Source organism: Arenibacter sp. S6351L (genome assembly GCF_023016025.1).
Lineage (GTDB): Bacteria > Bacteroidota > Bacteroidia > Flavobacteriales > Flavobacteriaceae > Arenibacter > Arenibacter algicola_B.
This window is the reverse complement of record NZ_JALKBB010000001.1, coordinates 366089-386607: the sequence shown is the minus strand read 5'-3', so window position 1 is coordinate 386607 and position 20519 is coordinate 366089. Positions and strand designations below refer to the sequence as shown.

Genomic DNA, 20519 nt, shown 5'->3' with positions numbered 1-20519 from the left:
AAAATTTAAGCAATGCAAAACAAACACAACCATCTAGGAGCAATACCAAAAGTAGGAATAAGACCGGTAATCGATGCCCGTTTGGGCGGTATAAGGGAGTCATTGGAACAGACCACCATGGCCATGGCGCAACGAGTAGCGGATTTTCTTTCCAACAATCTTAAGAACTATAACGGAACAAAAGTAGAATGTGTCATTGCGGACACCACCATTGGACGGGTGCCGGAAGCACAAAAATGTGAGGAAAAATTTCTTAGAGAAGGGGTAGGACTTTCCATCACAGTAACATCATGCTGGTGTTACGGAACGGAAACTATAGATATGAACCCCACGCGACCAAAAGCCATTTGGGGATTTAACGGTACGGAAAGACCAGGGGCAGTATACTTAGCGGCCGCCTTGGCCGGACATGCCCAAAAAGGGGTGCCTGCCTTTAGTATTTACGGAAAAGAAGTGCAGGACAGCGATGACGAGAACATCCCTGAAGATGTTCAAAAACTGTTATTGCAATTTACCAAAGCCGGATTGGCGGTGGCCATGATGAACGGTAAATCGTACCTATCCATAGGTTCTGTTTCCATGGGGATAGCCGGTTCCATAGTCAATGAAAGTTTTTTTCAGGATTACTTAGGGATGCGCAACGAATATGTAGATATGAGCGAGGTAAACCGTAGGATGCAAAACGGCATATTTGATCCGGAAGAATTTAAAAAAGCATTAAAATGGACCAAGAAGAACTGCAAGGAAGGTAAAAATTACAATGCAAAAGACCTGCAGAAATCCAGGGAACGCATGGATGAAGAATGGGAAACCGTCGTTAAAATGACCTTGATTTCCAGAGATTTAATGATCGGCAATCCAAAATTGGCCGAATTGGGCTTCGGAGAGGAAGCGCTAGGGCACGGCGCCATTGCAGCCGGGTTCCAAGGGCAACGACAATGGAACGATTATATGCCCAATGGCGATTTTATGGAAGCCATCCTAAACTCTTCCTTCGATTGGAGCGGAATTCGACCACCATTTATGATGGCCACCGAAAATGACAGTTTAAACGGCATCTCCATGTTATTTGGTTATCTATTGACCAACCAGGCACAGATGTTCTCCGATGTAAGAACCTTTTGGAGTCCAGCTTCCATAGAAAGGGTTACTGGTCACAAGCTTAAGGGCAAAGCAGCCAATGGTATAATCCACTTGATCAATTCCGGATCTTCAACGTTGGACGGTACAGGACAACAACAAATAAATGGGAAACCTGCCATGAAACCGTTCTGGGAGATTTCAGAATCAGAAGCTAAAAAATGCTTGGAAGCCACAGACTGGCCACCAGCTATGTACGAGTATTTTGGAGGAGGCGGATACTCCTCCCATTTTGTTACCAAAGGCGAAATGCCCGTAACCATGTGTAGGATCAATGTGGTAAAAGGATTGGGGCCTGTAATGCAAATAGTTGAAGGATGGACGGTAGAACTACCTGAAGAAGTACATAAAACTTTAGATGAGAGGACCAATCCTACTTGGCCTACTACTTGGTTCGCCCCAAGATTGAACCAAGATCAAGCATTTAAGGATGTCTATAGCGTTATGAATAATTGGGGAGCCAATCACGGGGCTTTCAGTTATGGCCATTTTGGAGACGAAATAATAACACTCTGTTCTATGCTTAGGATTCCTGTAAACATGCATAATGTTGAACCCGAGCGTATTTTTAGACCCAAGGATTGGGCTTCCTTTGGAATGGATCAAGAAGCAGCCGATTACAGAGCTTGCCAGAATTACGGCCCGCTTTATTAAGCCAGTAATAGATTTTTCGGACTACAAGGAACCACCATATTTTATATATTGAAGAAAATAAAAACTATGTCCTCACCCTGACACAAAATATATGACTAACAATAGATGCACTTTGATTATTGCGCTGCTGTACTTTTTCTGTACCCTCAGTCTACATGCACAGCTTGCACAAGAATCTGTAAAACATGTAAAAGTATATTATGAGTCCGGTATGTTCGGCGGCTGGCCCGCCAACCATGGCGCATGGAATTGGGGCGATGAGATTTTGGTAGGTTTTTCAAAGGGCACTTACAAGGATTTGGGTCCCGATCGTCATAATTTCGATAAAGAAAACACGGAACTCCATATGCTGGCCAGAAGTCTTGACGGGGGTGAAACATGGACGGTGGAAGACCCTGGAGCGGTAGACGGAGATCTCGTGGTTCCCGATAACGGCAGTTACCATGGGCAATTAAGAAAAGACGTAAAGGCTCCTGAACCCATTCCTGCCGAACAAATAGATTTTACCAACCCCAATCTGGCCTTTACGGTACGTATGACGGACCACCACGGGGCAGAATCACGCATTTGGTATTCCTATGACAGGGGACACGATTGGGAAGGCCCGTATAACTTGTCCAATTTTAATACACCTGGAATTGGAGCACGAACCGACTATATTATTGATGGTAAAAATGAGTGTATGCTATTTCTTACTGCAGCCAAAGCCAATCGAAAAGAGGGTCGTGTTATGTGTGTAAAAACTATTGATGGTGGAAAGAATTGGGACTTCGTTTCTTGGATCGGACCTGAACCAGAAGGGTTTTCCATCATGCCAGCTTCCGTTAGAATATCCGATAAAGAAATTTTGGTAACTACGCGCAGAAGGGAAGAATCGGGCCAATTTATTGACGCCTACCTTTCCCAAAATAATGGTTTAACCTGGAACCCCTTGCCCAACCCAGTGGAAAATTGTGGACAGGGCAATCCCCCAGCCATAGTTAAAATGAAAGACGGAAGAATATGCCTGATATATGGATACAGGGCATTGGAGAAGGATATCAAAAACAAGCGTGACAAGAGTGAAATCAGGGCAAAAATCAGTAAAGACAATGGACGTACATGGAGCAAGGATTATGTACTGCGTGATGACGGTTCCGGAAAAGATCTTGGTTACCCCAGGGTAGTGCAACGGGCAGACGGCAAAATAGTGGCCCTTTATTATTTTATGGACAAGAACACCGGTCCGGAACGCTATATTGCGGCTACCATTTGGGATCCCCCATCCACTGAAGATTAAATTTCATTATCATAAACATACAGCCTAAAATAAGTTCCCATTTATTGATTGTCAAATAGATAAAACAAAAATCACCATGAAAAGCATTCACTATTTTCTAACAGCACTCACTTTTATCATTTTCTCCTGCAAGAGCAAAACGGAGAAAACTGCAACAACAGAAGAACTTAAAAGCGGCAACGATATTACAGGTAATTTCACATTGCCCCCCTTGTCCCAACCTGGTCAAGGCGCCTACCTCAGCGGGGAGCTTATCTACCCCTTGGATAACAAACCCACACCGGAATGCCATGCCTCTACCATAGTGGAAACACCCACCGGGCTGGTGAGCGCATTTTTTGCAGGCACCCATGAGAAGAACCCAGATGTTGGTATTCGGGTATCACGCATGGTAGATGGTAAATGGACATGGCCGGAAGAAGTGGTGAATGGCGTGCAAAATGACACTCTGCGTTACCCTCTTTGGAATCCAGTACTGTTTCAGCCGGCAGAAGGTCCGCTGTTGTTGTTCTATAAAGAAGGACCTGACCCTAGGACATGGTGGGGAATGTTGATGACTTCTCCCGATGGTGGAATAACATGGTCCAAACCAGAAAAAATGGGAACCGACGAGAAAATTGGACATTTGTTAGGACCTGTCAAAAACAAACCTATACAATTGGAAGACGGAACTATCATTAGCCCTACCAGTACAGAAATTAAATTAGAAGATGGGGATGTGGATTGGATGGTACACTTTGAAATAAGTAAGGACAACGGCAAAACCTGGGAAGTTGTAGGCCCAATTAACGATGGGAAGGAATTTGATGCCATTCAGCCCAGTATACTTACCTATCCCAATGGTAAAATGCAAGTTCTATGTAGAACGAGACAAAATGTAATTTCCCAAAGTTGGTCCGAGGATCAAGGCCGGACCTGGAGTAAAATGACGGCGACAGAGCTTCCAAACCCCAATTCGGGAACAGATGCTGTGACCCTAAAAGACAACAGACAATTACTTATATACAATCACACCACAAAAGAGGGAGAAGAACCCAAGGGGAGAAATATGATCAATCTGGCGATATCCGATGACGGCATCAATTGGAAGCCTGTAATGACCTTGGAAAATGTACCGGCCGAATCAGGATATTCATACCCTGCCATTATTCAAACAACTGATGGCTTGGTTCATATCACCTATACCTATTTAAGGCAATCTGTTAAACATGTGGTAATAGACCCAAAGCAGTTGTAGTCTGCAAATAGTAATTGGTCCAAAGAACAACTGACAAGATATTTGTTATAAAGAACACTTATGACATCCAAAAGATAAGCATGGAGAATTATAAAATATTTAAAAAGTGGCCGTCTATTGTTGTCATGTTTTTGATGATGCTTATTCTACTTGTATTCTCTGGATGTAAAGAGGATAAAACCGAAGATTATCCGAATCCGGTTTCCAATCCCACCTCTAAATTGATGCTGCAGGGAGAATGGCTCCAGGATCCACATAAAATTGATTTTGATGAACTGCCTAAAATCCCAGTGGAGCATGCTATGGTAAGCGATGTTACCCCAGATGGTGTTAACCAACACAATTATTTGGCCTATCATGACAATCGTTATTGGATTATGTGGAGCGATGGCCCCGGGGTTGAAGATAGAGTGGGTCAGGTAGTTAAATATTCCACCAGCACCGATGGTCTGCAATGGGACAAACCAAAATTCCTAACCACTTATCCTGAAGGCTCGGGCCCGGAATCCCCCAATTACAACACTAGAACAGATCAGGGCCTCAGGTGGATTTCGAGAGGCTTTTGGGAATACAAAGGTGAATTTTTGGCATTGGCCTCATTGGACGAGGCCAAAGGCTTTTTTGGTCCAACCTTGGCCCTCCATGCCTTTAAATGGAACAAAGAATCAGAATCATGGGAGTACCATGGCATAGTTATGGAAAATGCGATCAATAATTTTCCGCCCAAAAAATTACCTACAGGAGAGTGGTTAATGTCGCGCAGGCCTTTTGACTATGTTGAAAAAGGTGTCGATTTTATGGTGGGTGCAGAAGAGCAGTTTGATCAATGGGAAGTTTACCCTGTTTTTGGAACAAATACACAACTGGAAGCGGAGGAGCCTTATTGGTGGATCTTGCCCGACAATAAAAACTTGATGGGGCTATTTCGGGACAATCGCAAAAGTGGGTTTTTATATCGCTCCTTCTCAACCGACAATGGCCGTACCTGGAGTCCACCGGTGCAAACCAACTTCCCCGATGCCCGATCCAAATTTCACGGCCTCCGATTACAGGATGGAAGATATGTCCTGGTCTCCAATTCCAATTATAAAAAAAGGGACCCTTTAACCTTGGCTATTAGTAATGATGGGATGGTCTTTACCAAAATGGGTTATTTGGTAGGAGGAAGACACATAGATTACCCCCATGTATTGGAACACGATGGATATTTATTGATAGCCTTTGCCGGGGATGCCAAACAGAAAATAGAAGTGGTAAAAGTAAAGGTCTCGGATTTGGATGAAATCAAAATGAACAATAAATAAACTTCATCCTCAACATATAGAGGGCAGTGTAATTTAAGCCTACATAACCAGCATCCCCTGAAAATAAATCCACTTTCTTTTGATATTATGAATTAATTAATTATCATTGCTTAATCGATAAAGCAAAAATTAATAATCTGAAAATCAATTTCGTTAGGCAAGACCAATTAATCCAATGTCTTGACCATTAAAGTAATTTGAGGATTTTACAATTAACCAACACTTAAGTAGAACGAATATCCTACTTTTAGAGCTTATACCATATAACCTAAATAGCCAACAATAATGAACAGTTTAGATTTAATCGTATTCTTTATTTACATAGGTGGAATAGCCCTTTTCGGAGGCTCATTTTTTAAAAAGAGTAGAACTTCCTCTTCCTACACCATGGGCAACAACGATATCCCAGGCTGGGTAGTTACCATGTCCATTTTTGCAACCTTTGTGAGTAGCATAAGTTACCTTGCCCTGCCGGGGAATGCCTATCAATCCAATTGGAATGCCCTGGCGTTTAGCCTCTCCCTTCCCATTGCCTCCTTGATAGCCGTAAAATATTTTGTTCCCCTCTACAGAAAGATCAATAGTCCTTCTGCATATACCTATATGGAACAACGTTTTGGCGCATGGGCTAGAATCTATGTGTCTCTTTGTTACTTATTAACCCAGTTAATGCGTATCGGAACCATACTCTACCTTTTGGCCCTTACCTTGAACGCCATTGTTGGTTGGGATATGGTCACCATCATTATTTTTACCGGTTTGGTAGTATCCATCTACTCCATGTTGGGCGGAATTACCGCGGTATTATGGACAGACGCCATTCAGGGCATAATTCTAATTGTTGGTGCCCTAGTCTGCGTTGGCTTTATTCTCTTTAATATGCCCGAAGGTCCTGGACAGGTTTTCGACATTGCTGCAGAGAATGATAAATTTGGACTTGGAAGTTTCAGTCTTAGCCTCACCGAACCTACTTTCTGGGTAGTCTTGGTCTACGGTGTATTCATCAATTTGCAGAATTATGGTATAGACCAGAATTATGTTCAGCGCTATATGGCCTCCAAATCTGATAAGGAAGCTCAAAAATCTGCATTGATAGGAGGATTGATCTACCTGCCCATTTCTGCTATATTTCTTTTTATTGGCACCTCGCTTTTTGCCTATTACCATTCAGCGGCCACCTTACCGGTAGAGTTGCAGGATATAAATAAAAGCGATAGCGTATTCCCTTATTTTATAGTGAATGCCCTGCCTGCAGGAATAACCGGACTAATGATAGCCTCCATTTTTGCGGCAGGAATGAGCACCATATCAACAAGTTTTAATAGTTCAGCCACCGTTTTTCTTACGGATTATTACAATAAATATTTTAAAAAGACGGCATCGGACAAAGAGGGAATGCGCGTACTTTATATTTCATCGGCTATCATTAGCGTAATAGGAATCGTTATCGCCATAGCCATGATAAACGTAAAAAGTGCCCTTGACGCATGGTGGAAACTCTCCTCCATTTTTAGTGGCGGCATGTTGGGACTGCTACTTTTGGGACTATTCTCCAAAACTAAAAATGTAAAAGGAGCCCTTATCGGGGTATTGGTGGGTATTTTGGTCATTGTTTGGATGAGCCTGTCAGGCACCCTTTTCGGTGAGGATTCCCTAGGTGCTTCCTTTCACACCTATTTGACTATTGTATTTGGGACTGCGGCCATATTCTTAGTGGGCTTCCTAATATCCATATTCAATAAAAAGACCGATGAAATCTATGAGAATTAAATAAGGTGGTAGTTTCATTGGATGGAAAGGGTACAAGAATGGAATTTTGTCTTTAATCACAAAATAAAGGCCAATATTTCTATTTAGTATGAATTTCGTAATTTTGTCCTTTTGAAAATATTTGCCCCCGTACCTATAACTTACTTATTAACAATATATTACAAACAAGATTGGCGCCCATCGGGCAACTTTAACCAAAGAGGCACATGAAACCTAAAACATCACTAAAGGATATTGCAAAAATTGTGGGTGTTTCCATACCTCTGGTTTCATATGTATTGAGCAATAAAGGTAAGGAGAACAGGGTTTCCGAAAAGACCGCCAAAAGAATAAGGGAGGTGGCCAAGGAATTGAATTATCATCCCAATTGGAACGCGAGAAGCCTTAAGACCAATAAAACAAGGTCCATAGGAGTTATTGTGGCCGATATTTCCAACCCCTTCTTCTCCAATCTGGCGAGGACTATAGAGGATGAAGCTTTTTCCCAAGACTATACAGTGATATTTGGATCTTCGGACGAAAAGGTAGAAAAATTCAACAAGGTTTTGGATTTCCTTAAAATGAGACAGGTAGATGGTTTTATCATTGCAGCACCCGAAGGTTCCAGAGATATAATTGCCGATCTGGCCAAAGCAGGAATTCCTTTTGTATTGATAGATAGATTCTTCAATGACCTTACCACCAATTACGTCACCGTAGACAACTTTAAGGCCTCTATGCAGGCCACCAACTATTTGCTGGGAAAGGGAAACAAAAAAATAGGGGCCGTACTTTACAATTCAACCTTGCACCACTACAAAGAAAGACATCAGGGCTACGTAGAAGCTCTTAAACAGGCCGGGTTGCCCGTTGATACCGAATTGATAAAAAAAATTAATCACAGGTCCCTAAAAGCGGATATGAAGAGGGTGGTTAAAGAGTTGGTACAGGATGCCGGAGTTGATGCCATCTACTTTCATACCAACACCCTGGCCGAAGAAGGATTGACCCAAATGTTGGGCTTGGACAGGAAGATACTTAAAAAGGTAGATGTGGTGGTATTCGACCAAAATTCGTCATATAATTTCTTGGAAGACCCTATCCCCTATCTCCATCAACCTATAAAGGAAATAGGACAAAAAGCATTGCGTATCCTTATAGAACAGATTCAGGAACCTACCCAAGAGCTGCAACAGATATCTTTTGATACCAGATTGGAAAGCAGTTCATTGGAACCCTAAAATCCTTTAGGGCCCCAATGCCTACTAGCCTGTAATATTTCTCAAGAAAAAGAATTACTAAATAAGGTGATTTGGGAAGTCCTTTACATCCTCACAGCAAATCTGTTCCATTACCTGTTGTAATTCAGTTTTTAAAAGTGAAATGGTATGATCCCCACCTTTGGCGCCCAATGCCGCTACCCCGTACATAAAGGAGCGCCCCATAAAAGTAAACTCCGCACCACTGGCCATGGTCCTGGCAATATCCGGACCACCTCTAAGGCCACTGTCCATCATCACCTTTATTTGGTCGCCATATTTTGCAGCTATTCTTGTTAAAGGCTTTATGGTAGATTCGCCGGCATCCAATTGCCTACCGCCGTGATTGGAAACTATAATACCATCCAAACCAAGTTTAATGGCGCTTTCCGCATCGGCCTCGTTGGCAACCCCCTTGATCACCAATTTACCCTTCCACATATCCCTTATAGGTTTTATCTTCTCCTCATTCAACCTACCTGAAAAGGTCTGGTCCATGAATTTCCCCAATTGTGCCAAATCCAAGCCTTTTGGCATATAAGGCCTAAGGGTTTCGAAATTGGGCTGTCCATATTTTAAAGTATTAAATGCCCAACTTGGCTTACCAAGTACCTGAAGTATATTCTTTACCGACATTTTTGGAGGCATGGCCAGTCCGTTGCGCACATCCCTTGGACGGAAACCGAAGGTTGGCACATCGCATAAAATAACCAGTACCGGACACTCCGCGGCCTCGGCCCTTTTAATAATATCATCCCTAACAGCATCTTCTGTAGGATGATAAAGTTGAAACCAGGCCCTGCCCTCGGTAATCTCGCTAATGCGTTCTATACTACTGGTGGTCACCGTACTTAAAATAAACGGAATATTATGCTCAAAGGCCGATTTAGCCAATATTTCCGGGGCATTGGGCCACATTAATCCTTGGAGACCTACTGGGGCTATTCCAAAAGGGGCATCATACACATGTCCGAACAATTCGGTCTTCATACTGGACCCCGTATGCTTGCTAAGGTAATAGGGCAATAACTCTATATCCCTAATTTCAGCAGTATTCTTATGTAAATTTACATCTTCATTACAGCCCCCATCCAAGTACTCGAAAGCGAACTTGGGAATCCTTTTTTGGGCTTTGTTCCGTAAATCAACAACGGATGGATATTTGCTGTTGATCTTTATTTCTTTTTTTTTCTCCATGGCATTTTAATCTGCAATTGTTCTTGAATATTTCTCTTTTGCTTTCCCTCTCCCAAATTATTATTGCAAAATTTGAAGGGAGAAAATATTTTTATTTACTACTCATTGGATAATTCTCTAATGGACACCCCCAATATTCCTTTGGCCAGTTTGTCCAGTTCACCTTCGTCTCCCACGAAATGAAAAGTCTGATGGATATGGCTGCTGCTTTCGTTGGATTTTAGATCCATTGCCGGGGATGAACTTTCCAATTCATAGAATGGACCTAACCCACCACCATCGTTATATGCATTTACGGCATCACCCGATAAGGGAAACTCCTGCAACTCCCATAGTGAATTAACGTAATCCGTAGCACCTTCGGGCAGACTAAACATGGCAATGGTAAGTACCCTGTTCTTGGCATCGAAACTCCCTATCACCGGAAGTGCCCTTTGGGGGGAAATTCCTATTTTACCCCGCTCTTTTCCGTCTGCCTTGAAAAACAGGACACTATCCTGGACCTGTAAACGCTCGCTAGGAATCTTCCCAAAATAATCGTCCGTTACCTTCTTGCCCAAAATATCCTCATCCCCTTTTTTAAATGGTACAATTATGGTGGTTTGGTCGGAGGAATTGAACATGCTCAATATCCAAATAGACATTAGGCCTGTTTTCTTATCCCAATCTTCCGGTCCTATATTGGTCAAGTTGTTTTCTGAGGCAAATCCTACCATTTTTAGAGTTTCAGGAATATTGAGCCCGAGAATTTCAGCGGCATCTTCCTTGTCCAAAAGAGTAATATTCCTTTGCACGCGTAAATCGAAGGTAGTTCCGGTATAATTCACCAATTTCATTTCCCTTTCAAAGAAGGCCTTATCTTTCCTGCTTCTTACCAAATTAAAGGCTTCGGTATCCAATTCCTTGGGAACGTACCAATTGTCCAACTCAAACTTGGCATCCTTTTCAAAGTAGAGGGAATACTGTCCTCCTTCAGGTCCCAACCAAAAACGCTCTTCACCACCTGTGGGATTAAAATGTTCCTTTTTTTCTCCCGATGCAATAAGATCATGATTGATCCACCCAAAGCTTTTCCCCTCGTCGCCAGAGGCTGTACTCGTCATAACCCGTCCCTGAAGTTCCGGAGAAATCAAGATGCTCGACTCCCCATTTTCCAGAACTACCAAGTCTTTATAGTGCTTGGACAAAAACTCCCTGTCATACCCAAAAGAACCTTTTGCATAACCCTCCTTTTCTACCCCAACAGCATTTGCGCTCTGCTCATTTTTAGTTTTACAACCCAAAGAACACAGGAAAGCACAAAGTACTATTAATCTTAGTACACTTCTAAATCCATAAAAATTAGCAATACTTTCCATGCTGGTATCATTTAGCTTTTGCCTTTGCTTTTTAGTTTTTATAATTGAAAAACCTTTTCCATCTGCATCCATTTTTCCCCGGGTTTTGCAAATGGTAGTGCCTGTTGGTATTTCCACATCAATTCCTCCCACTTCTCATTTTCTGGATACTTGGCATCAATCTTTGCCTTTTTTTCAAAGGAAAAATTGTCATCCGCATCAATGATCATAAACATACGGTTCCTCACCCTATAGATTTCCATATCCTGTATACCGGACTCCCTAAGACTTTGAAGGATCTCTGGCCAAACTTCCTTATGGTAATCATCATAGGCCTTAATCAACTCGGGATCGTCCTTAAGATCCAATGCCAAACAATATCTTTTCATTACTTTAAAATTTTTTGGTTTATTTTTATTAAATGCCGCCCAAGAGACCAATCCGGTTCCTTAGGCTTGCAATTCATACTTTTTAAATACACGTAACCCGTACCAGGCGATATACACAAAACAAAGCGCAGGAAGGATGAAGGAAAAATTCACCTCGGTAGCGCCCATAATCTGTATGTCGTTAACGGCATTGCCCCCAGCATCAATAATCATTCCCTGAAGCTTTGGCATAAGGGCTCCGCCTACAATTGCCATCACAAGACCTGCTGCACCAATCTTGGATTCCTCCTCATTAAGTCCGTTCAGTGCAATTCCGTAGATGGTAGGGAACATAAGGGACATAAAAAAGGTAATCCCCACCAAGCAGTACAACCCTATTATACCTTCAATATAAATGGTGCCAACACAGCACAGTGTTGCAAAAACGGCAAAGTACATCAACAGTTTTCCAGGGCTCATAAATCTTAGCATATAGGTACCAATGGCCCTACCCACCAAGAAAAGGATGAAGGCCGCAAACTGGTAATTGGCAGCATCCTCACTGGAGATCCCTATGGCTTCGGCATATTGATAAATATAAGTCCAACACATGATCTGGGCACCAACGTAAAATATTTGGGCCACAACACCTAGCACATATTTTTTGTTCTTGAACAAACCGTTAAAAGTATCCCCCAAACTTGGAATACCACCTTCATCCTTGGCCTGTGGCATTTTACTAATAACAATCAGGACAAAAACAGCTAGAATCACCAAGCCCAGAATAACATAAGGATCGCGAATTACCATTAGATCCGTAGTCCTGATCAAGGCCTTTTGTGCCTCCTCCAAAGAAGAATAATCCGCAATATCGTCCGACTGTAATTTTTTTAGTACAAATTGCTGTGCCACCAATAGACCCAACAACAACCCCACTGGATTAAAGGCCTGTGCCAAATTTAAACGCTGGGTAGCCGTTTCGGGTGCGCCCATAGCCAAAATATAGGGATTGGCAGTGGTTTCCAAAAATGCCAACCCAAAGGTAAGCACGTAGAGTCCCAAGCAAAAGAACCAAAATTGTTCCGTTATGGCAGCGGGGTAAAATAATAAAGCACCTCCTGCGTACAAGGCCAACCCAATTAACACCCCCACTTTATAGGAGTATTTACGCACAAAAAGTGCGGCGGGAAGCGCCATACAGAAGTATCCCCCATAAAACGCCATCTGCACCCAAGCAGCTTGGGAATTGGAAAGTTCCAATACTTTTTTAAAGGCTTGTACCATGGGATCGGTAACTGCATTCGCAAAACCCCAAAGGGCAAATAAGGAGGTAATTAAAATAAAGGGAATAAGTACCTTTTTAGATACTACAGGTGGTCTTTGGTCTTTCATTGGATTGTTGATTATTATTTTTTTACTGATTTATTGGTTTAAACTATTTATTTAGATATTTATGAAATTGATCGGTCCAAATGGGTATATCCGCCATCTACAAAGAGTAATTGCCCAGTGGTGTGACTAGATCTATTGGAAAGCAAAAAGGCTACTGTACTTGCAATTTCCTCAGCCGTAGTCATTCTTTGTCCCAGTGGAATCTTATCTGTTATAGTCTTTAATTTTTCTTCGGGATTATCAAAGGTCTTGATCCATCGATCGTATAATGGAGTATAGCATTCAGCCACAATAACTGCATTGACCCTTATATTATATGGAAGTAATTCCACGGCCCATTCCCGGGTAATGGCATTGCGCCCTCCATTGGCCGCGGCATAGCCCGATGTTCCACCCTGCCCGGTCACGGAGGTCTTGGAACCTATATTAACAATGGCTCCCTGGGTTTTCTTTAATTCTGGCAACGCATAATGGGCCATTAAATAGTAATGGGTAAGGTTACGGTTAATAGACCTCAAGAAATCTTCATAATTCCCATTCTCCAGGCCAACACCATCATTGATTCCTGCATTATTAACGACACCATCGATCTTACCAAACTTTTCAACGGTGCTTTCAACGGCCTGTCTACATTGTACCGGATCGGTTAGTTCTGCCGTGGCAAAAGAGGCTTTTCCTCCACTTCTTTCGATATCCGCAACCACCTCCAGCATACTTTTTCTATCCCTTCCAATAATGACCGGGATTGCGCCTTCAGCTGCCAATAGTACGCTTATTCCATGACCGATTCCTTTGGAACCTCCAGTAACTATAATTACTTTATCCTTGAGTTGTAAATCCATTTTTCTTTATTTAAAGTCCTTATTCTGCAACGAAATAGGCACTAAAATCCTTAATATGCCCTAAACCGTCCGAATCTATAATTTTTATTCGTAATCTACTTAATTTTACAGTATCAAATTTCTCAATTCTTTTATTTCCAATGCTCTCCCCATTGGCCAAATTAATCCAGTGACCTCCTGAGTAACCTTCAATTCGATACTTTCTTATTCTTTCTCCTTTTACAATATCCTCCTGAAGTATTACATGGTTTACTTCCACGGGTTCCTTCAATCTTAACTCCAATAATCTCCCCTTCCCATTTGTACTTGCCAAGGGATTGGAAAATCTCCTTTTTATCTCATCTCCCCACTCCTTCAACCTTTGCACATCTGGTTCGGGCAGGAGTCCCTCCGGATCTGGAGTAAGGCCTATTATTAAAGTGGCGTTTCTTCCAACGGATTTATAGTACATATCCATTAATTTTTCCAAAGGAAATATGTGGGCCTCATCCCCTGGTTCCCAAAACCATTCGTGTCGGCCGTTATACCCCCTTAAAGGAGCATCTGCCATTGCAGGAACCCAATACTTACCCTTGGCATCCCCTTCTTTCAGCAATTGAAAGTTGTTGTCCACTATATTCCTTTTGGCGCTTTCCCCTGCTCCTGTGGCCCTATAAGGAAAGGTAGACCAATTGGGATACGCAACCGTGCCGGATTCCGAACCGCCCCACCGAGCTTCTGCCAATTGCCCGTTGTGATAGAACAAACAATTGGGTTGGTACTGCCTTACAATAGGCAAAACATCCGGCGCACCATTTTTTGGATGATCGGCACCACCATCGAACCAAATTTGGAACAACTCCCCATAATTGGTACAAATTTCCTTTACCATTCCCTCAACCATCCTATTATACCATTCCTGTCGATTCTTCTTGAAATCGCCCTCACCATTTACTTTGAAGTCGTGCACCCCCAAAAATGAATTCCACCTGATCCCAAGATAGATGCCCGGTTTTATTCCATACTTTCGGCATGAGGCTACAAAATCTGCCACTACATCCCCTTTCCCATCTTTCCAATTTAGAGCCTTTACACTGTATGGATTTACCTTTGATTGAAACAAGGCAAACCCCGTCTCATGGGTAGCCGTTAAAATGGCAAACTTGGCACCGGCATCCTTGGCTGCCTTTACCCATTGATCTGTATCCAATTTTTCAGGATTAAAAATTTGATAGTCTTCTACTGGGTCGATTCTATTGTTTCCCTGCCCATATTTTACCCCATCGAACACATGAAGGTCATAATGAAATACTACACCCAGTTCTGCCTTCTGCCATGCCAATTGCCTTTTGTTGGGCACCGGGAATTCATTTTTGATTATGGGTATAAAGACAGTGTAGGATTCATCCCCTTTCTTTACCGCTACGGACAACACTTTTGGCTGACCGTTCTCGTGATAAATAAACGGACGTTCCATTCTATCCGGGAAGATGACAGTTCCATCTTCCAATAAAATTTCTTTATTCTTAAGAACAAACTCATTGGCCTTTTCCCAATCGGTCCCATTTTCCGAAGTTACCAGGCCAATATAATTATGCGCATGGAAAACGCCATAGAACCTATCCCGATTTTCATCGTACCAAATAGACATATCTTCGGTATCCATGTAATCTATTACCGGTTTCTCCTGAATCTCAAAGGGGCCATCGGGATGTTCCGAAACCCCCACCGCTTGGTTCCTAATAAATTTCTTTTCGTTGGGCTTATCGCCTTTTACAATTAAATAATACTTGCCATCCTTACCTCTATCAATAGCCGGATTAACGGTAAGTGTAGTAATTGCTCCAGAGGGTTCCACAAGAGGTTTGTCCAACCTTGACCAAGGTCCATTAAGCGAATTTGATACCGCCACCCCAGTACGCTGGCTGGGCCGTAAAATCTTCCAATTGGGGTGCGTATAACCCGTTTTTGCGGTTTCAATCAATTCCTCATCGGTATAATCCTTGCCACCCATATTGGTAGCTATATAGTACAAATAATATTTTCCCTCAAAACTTTTGATTTTTGGGTTATGCGCCGTAATGGCATCCCAATTACCTTGACCACTGCCGCGGAGCACAGTCTCCTTATATTTCCATGGTCCGGCCGGACTTTTACTTGTGGCGTGTGCAATTTCCGAATGGGTAAGCCACCCATTAAAACCGTATTCTTTTTTCCAGCGGGAATAAAACAGATGGTATTTTCCATCCCTTTCCTTGATTATAGAACTTCCCCAATTGTAATATCCTTCTGTTTTAAAAACATTCTCTTGGGACACTGCTTTAAAATTATCGTATAGGTATAGGTCGTCTTCCCCATTTTGGGCAAAACCCAAAACAAGACCAAAACAACAAAGTACAAACAATCTTAGCTTCATATTCCTTTTACCTATTGGAGGTATTTAAAACCTCATCCGGAAAGGCAATCTGCTCCCCGGTATCTTTTTGTGAGGGTATTTGGGCCTCCACTTTCCTTAAGTAATTCGATAATATCTTTGCCAACTCCCGTGCTTTTGCCGGCTGCTCTTTTACCAAATTTTTGGTTTCACCAATATCCTCCTTGATATTGAACAACTCCATGGTACCGTCCTTATAGTAATAAATAAATTTCCAGTCTCCCACTCGGGTACTGCTGGAAGCCCCTATTCCGGGACCCGACGGTCCCCATTCATTGGGATAATGCCAAAATAAGGGACGGTTAGCAGTAGCGGTATTTCCTGAAACTACAGGAACAAAACTAATTCCGTCTACCTGCTGCACAGTTGTATAGTTTTTAACCCCTGCCATTTCCAAAATGGACGGGTAGAAATCTTCGATAATAACTTGTTGATCGGTTACCGAATTAGGTTTAATTTTCCCTGGCCATTTTACCAACATTGGCTCTCTAATCCCCCCTTCATGGGCCGAGCCCTTCCCGCTGCTCAAGGGTTTGTTATGGGTGTGTTTTTCCCCGCCCCTGGCCACAGCACTTAGTCCACCATTGTCCGACATGAAAAGGATAATAGTATTGTCCGAAATCTTTTTATCATCCAGATAATCCATAATGTCGCCCAAACTCTTGTCCATTCCTTCTACCAAAGCAGCGTATTTGGCCTCTGTGGAATCCAGCCCTTTGTCATAATATTTCTGTACAAATCTGCTATCGGGCATAATGGGTGTATGTACCGCATAATGTGCCATGTACAGAAAGAAGGGTCTGTTTTTTTCCAAAGCGGAATCCATGGCCAATTTTGCCTCTTGGGTTATGGCCTCGGTCAAAAATATGTCCTTGCCATGATACTTTTCCAGTCCAGGAACAGCCCATACTTTCCTTCCTTCCTGACCATTCCCAAAATTTTCGGTACCCAAATAACTTCCAGGAGCTCCGGCAGCATGGCCTGCTATATTTATTTCAAAACCTAATTTCAAAGGATCTTCGCCTGGGGTTCCGATGGCACCCAAATGTGCTTTTCCGGAATGTATGGTATAGTACCCCGCTTCCTTCAATACCTGCGGCAAGGGAGTAGCATGTACCGCCTTTTCTACCCCTGCAACCGGGCTTAACCCATTTACGTTCCATTCGGGAAATTGAAGGGTTTTGTGGTTGGTTTCCATCGGTTGCAACTTATCCTTGTAAAGGGTCCAGTTGGTTACCCTATGTCTGGCGGCATTCATCCCTGTCATAAGACTTACCCTGGTCGGTGAACATACTGCGGTGGCGTAAGCCTGTGTAAATTTCATACCCTCTTTTGCCAAGCGCTCCATATTTGGGGTTTGGTAAAGATCATTATACTGCGTTCTTTCACTCCAAAATGGAACTGAAGTGTCCTGCCAGCCCATATCATCCACGAAAAAAAGTACAATATTGGGGGTGGCGGGTACATCAACGCTTTTAGGAATCGCTTTCTCCTTACAGCCCAATGCTAGAATACCAACACTTAAACACCACAATACATATCCTTTCATCTGTATACTTTTTCTAACAATGGCTTAATTACTTTCTATCACAGCACCATCTTCGCGATATAGATCTACCTTACCATCCAGCAAAACGGCAATAACGGTCATATTTTCATCCAGAACATGTTCTGGCAACTTTATATAATTTATCCCTGGGTAATGGCTCCAATAGACCTTACCAATAACCTGATGAGACAACTTGGTCCCCTCGCCCACTACATAAATACGGTTGATCCTATTTTTAAGTCCACGTATAACTACCTCACCATTCGAATTGCCTTTAACGAACAAATAAAGAATGTTCCCGTCTTTGGATAAGGTAGTAGGACCATAAAAATGTTCTTTGGGAATCCCGGAACGTGTGCCGTAGATAGCCTCTTTATGCTTGTTGGTCCATCGCCCCAAACCTTCCAATATGGCGACCTGTTCCTCAGGAATACTTCCATCGCCTTTGGGACCTATGTCCAATAGCATATTTCCTCCATTACCGATTACATCAGCAAAAATTCCAATAATCTGGTCCGTAGTTTTATAGTTGTGATCGTTTTTTTGAAAACCCCAGGAGTCGTTCATGGTAAGGCATAGTTCCCAAAATTTGTTCTTTGGCCTTGTAATGGGCATACCTTGTTCTGGAGTGGCGTAGTCGCCTTGCTCCCGCAGTCTGGAATTTAAAATGGTATTGGGATTCCTATCAAAAAGCATTTGCCGTACCTTGGGCACTTCCCATTCCTCGGAGTTGTGTTCCCAATCCCCATCAAACCAATATAGGTCGGGATTATAATTATCGGAGAGCTCCTTCAATTGCCCTTGATAATATTTTAGGAACTTGTTCCATCGTTTGGGTTCTTCGGAGATTTTATATCTAATGGAATCTCTTGTAAAGTGGGTGTAATCATGGTATGACCAATCTGGCAAGGAATAATAAATGCCCACTTTTAAATTATTATTTCGGAGTTCGGAAACAAAGGGCGTTAACACATCTTTTTTTGCAGCCGAGCTCTTAATGACGTTAAAATCTCCAAACTTAGTGTCCCAAAGGGCAAAACCTTCGTGATGTTTGGAAGTGATTACCGAATACTTGGCGCCACTGCGCTTTATTAAATCAGCCCAAGCTTTTGGGTCGTATTTTTTAGCGGTGAACCCCTTGGTTTGCTTTATATAATTTTCATGGGAAATATAGCCATTATAGAACGACCAGGATTCATCGATCCCATTTACGGAATACAAGCCCCAGTGGATAAAAATTCCTAGTTTGGCGTCCTTGAACCATTGCATCTTTTGCTCGTTCTGCAAAACGGTATCCATGACCTGTTCTTGGGCAAAATTCACCGTGATGGCCAAAAGTAAAATAGAGGTAAATAGTTTTTTCATGTAATCTTATCAGTAACTAATATAATTTATTTCAACTCCCAATTATCCGTTCTAAAAGCGGAGGCAGGTAAACCCTCTGAATTAAAAAGATTGGGCAATGCCCCATTGGTAAAAGCAAATCGGACCGCCGCTGGTTTTTTTACTTTTGAAGAGGATACTTCTACCGTATTCTCTCTAATTTTGGCCTTAGCGGCATAAAACACCCCGTCTTCCCCGGCAATAATAAATTCCCGTAGGTCCTTTCCTTTTTTCATTAATCCCTTATCGGCATGATCAAAATGAAGGACTATTTTTTTTCCCTTAATTTCCATGGACCTGTAAACAGGACCCGAATATTCCAGGCCATCCTTCCCATAGGTTTTACCCAAGGCCCAAAGCGCCAAACGGTGTCCTACGTCCTGCTTGTTTGTGGGGTGTATGTTTTCTAAATTTCCAATATCATTGGTAACCACCATACCCGTATTATCCAAATTTTGCATTGTATACAATTGCGCATCCCTTACATGTGCCGCATCCGTATCCATAGGGTCGTCATATTTATAAGGGGCTAACTGTACGAAATAAAAGGGTAGGTCCTTGTCCCATTCCTCCCTCCAGGACTTTATCATCAAGGGAAAGGATTTGTAATAGGAAACAGGATTTACCCTATTGGATTCCCCTTGGTACCAAATACAACCTGCTATATTGAATTTAGTAATGGGGTGTATCATGGCATTGTAGGCCAAGCCCGGATTACTTGGCCACCAGGCAACCTCGTTCAGTTTTTCTGCGGCTTTTTTCAATTCAGTATCCTCCGTAATCAATTCTTTTTTCAACCAAACTTCCACTGGCGTGCCTCCCCAGCTGGAGTTGATAACACCAACAGGAACACCCAATTTTTGATGCAATTCCCTACCAAAAAAATAAGCTACAGAACTAAACTTCTCCATAGTTTCAGGGGTGCAAACCTCCCATTTACCCTTTAGTTGGTCCTGGGGATTGTCCGATATTTGCTGTGCTACCTGAAAAAAGCGTATTTCAGGGTAATTGGCGTTTTTTATTTCTTCTTCCGCATTGTCCAAACCATGTTTTGGAGTCCATTGCATATTGCTTTGTCCAGAACCCAACCAAACTTCTCCTATTAGCACATTCTTCAACTCCAATTTCTCGTGGCCTTCCACCATAACGCTATAGATGCCCCCTGCTTTCGGGGTAGGCAATTGTAAGGACCAAACCCCTTGAAAAGCCTTGGTGGTCACTTTTTCATTATTCCAAGTGCCATAAACCGTTATCTCTTCGCTGGTAGCCGTTGTCCATCCCCATATAGTAACGTTCGACTCTTGTTGGAGTACCATATTATCCGAAAGAATGGAAGGAAGCCAAATTTCCCCATAGGTATTGGAGACAAAAAGCAAGAGCAATAATCCTAATAGTTTTTTCATATTTCAGTTCTTA

15 protein-coding genes are annotated in these 20519 nt (G+C 42.4%); 6 read left to right on the top strand and 9 right to left on the bottom strand.

Annotation, left to right across the window (positions count from 1 at the left end; genetic code table 11):
• Window positions 1-12 precede the first annotated feature (12 nt).
• The 6 genes from MWU82_RS01525 to MWU82_RS01500 all read left to right on the top strand — a co-directional run bounded on the left by MWU82_RS01525 (window position 13) and on the right by MWU82_RS01500 (window position 8604).
• On the top strand, window positions 13-1794 hold the full coding sequence (locus MWU82_RS01525; RefSeq protein WP_247094983.1) for an L-fucose isomerase: 1782 nt from the start codon (window positions 13-15) through the stop codon (window positions 1792-1794).
• Between the two features lie 91 nt (window positions 1795-1885).
• Complete coding sequence (locus MWU82_RS01520) at window positions 1886-3073, top strand: sialidase family protein (RefSeq protein ID WP_247094982.1); 1188 nt, start codon at window positions 1886-1888, stop codon at window positions 3071-3073.
• Between the two features lie 76 nt (window positions 3074-3149).
• Window positions 3150-4310 carry a sialidase family protein gene (locus MWU82_RS01515; protein ID WP_247094981.1) on the top strand — a complete coding sequence of 387 codons (1161 nt, stop codon included), beginning with the start codon at window positions 3150-3152 and terminating at the stop codon, window positions 4308-4310.
• Between the two features lie 80 nt (window positions 4311-4390).
• On the top strand, window positions 4391-5614 hold the full coding sequence (locus MWU82_RS01510) for an exo-alpha-sialidase (protein ID WP_247094980.1): 1224 nt from the start codon (window positions 4391-4393) through the stop codon (window positions 5612-5614).
• 285 nt (window positions 5615-5899) lie between these two features.
• Window positions 5900-7384, top strand: coding sequence for a sodium:solute symporter (locus tag MWU82_RS01505; RefSeq protein WP_247094979.1), 1485 nt, complete (start codon window positions 5900-5902; stop codon window positions 7382-7384).
• 206 nt (window positions 7385-7590) lie between these two features.
• Window positions 7591-8604, top strand: a complete 1014-nt coding sequence (locus tag MWU82_RS01500) for a LacI family DNA-binding transcriptional regulator (protein ID WP_215947818.1) — start codon at window positions 7591-7593, stop codon at window positions 8602-8604.
• 57 nt (window positions 8605-8661) lie between these two features.
• Here the strand turns inward: MWU82_RS01500 and MWU82_RS01495 are convergent, their stop codons facing one another.
• The 9 genes from MWU82_RS01495 to MWU82_RS01455 all read right to left on the bottom strand — a co-directional run bounded on the left by MWU82_RS01495 (window position 8662) and on the right by MWU82_RS01455 (window position 20506).
• A complete protein-coding gene (locus MWU82_RS01495) occupies window positions 8662-9819 on the bottom strand; it encodes an alpha-hydroxy acid oxidase (protein WP_247094978.1) in 1158 nt (385 codons plus the stop codon).
• Between the two features lie 98 nt (window positions 9820-9917).
• Window positions 9918-11177, bottom strand: coding sequence for a DUF6786 family protein (locus tag MWU82_RS01490; RefSeq protein ID WP_247094977.1), 1260 nt, complete (start codon window positions 11175-11177; stop codon window positions 9918-9920).
• Window positions 11178-11215: 38 nt separating this feature from the next.
• On the bottom strand, window positions 11216-11545 hold the full coding sequence (locus MWU82_RS01485) for an L-rhamnose mutarotase (protein WP_215947815.1): 330 nt from the start codon (window positions 11543-11545) through the stop codon (window positions 11216-11218).
• A 60-nt stretch (window positions 11546-11605) separates the two neighbouring features.
• Window positions 11606-12916: an L-fucose:H+ symporter permease gene (gene fucP, locus MWU82_RS01480; protein ID WP_247094976.1), complete on the bottom strand. Its 1311-nt coding sequence runs from the start codon at window positions 12914-12916 to the stop codon at window positions 11606-11608.
• 59 nt (window positions 12917-12975) lie between these two features.
• Window positions 12976-13758, bottom strand: a complete 783-nt coding sequence (locus MWU82_RS01475; RefSeq protein ID WP_247094975.1) for an SDR family oxidoreductase — start codon at window positions 13756-13758, stop codon at window positions 12976-12978.
• A 19-nt stretch (window positions 13759-13777) separates the two neighbouring features.
• The gene (locus MWU82_RS01470; RefSeq protein ID WP_247094974.1) at window positions 13778-16153 is read right to left on the bottom strand and encodes an alpha-L-fucosidase; all 2376 of its coding nucleotides are present in this window, start codon (window positions 16151-16153) and stop codon (window positions 13778-13780) included.
• A gap of 7 nt (window positions 16154-16160) precedes the next feature.
• The gene (locus tag MWU82_RS01465) at window positions 16161-17720 is read right to left on the bottom strand and encodes a sulfatase (RefSeq protein WP_247094973.1); all 1560 of its coding nucleotides are present in this window, start codon (window positions 17718-17720) and stop codon (window positions 16161-16163) included.
• A gap of 24 nt (window positions 17721-17744) precedes the next feature.
• Window positions 17745-19085, bottom strand: a complete 1341-nt coding sequence (locus MWU82_RS01460; protein ID WP_247094972.1) for an alpha-L-fucosidase — start codon at window positions 19083-19085, stop codon at window positions 17745-17747.
• A 26-nt stretch (window positions 19086-19111) separates the two neighbouring features.
• Window positions 19112-20506, bottom strand: a complete 1395-nt coding sequence (locus tag MWU82_RS01455) for a sialate O-acetylesterase (protein WP_247094971.1) — start codon at window positions 20504-20506, stop codon at window positions 19112-19114.
• Window positions 20507-20519: the final 13 nt, after the last annotated feature.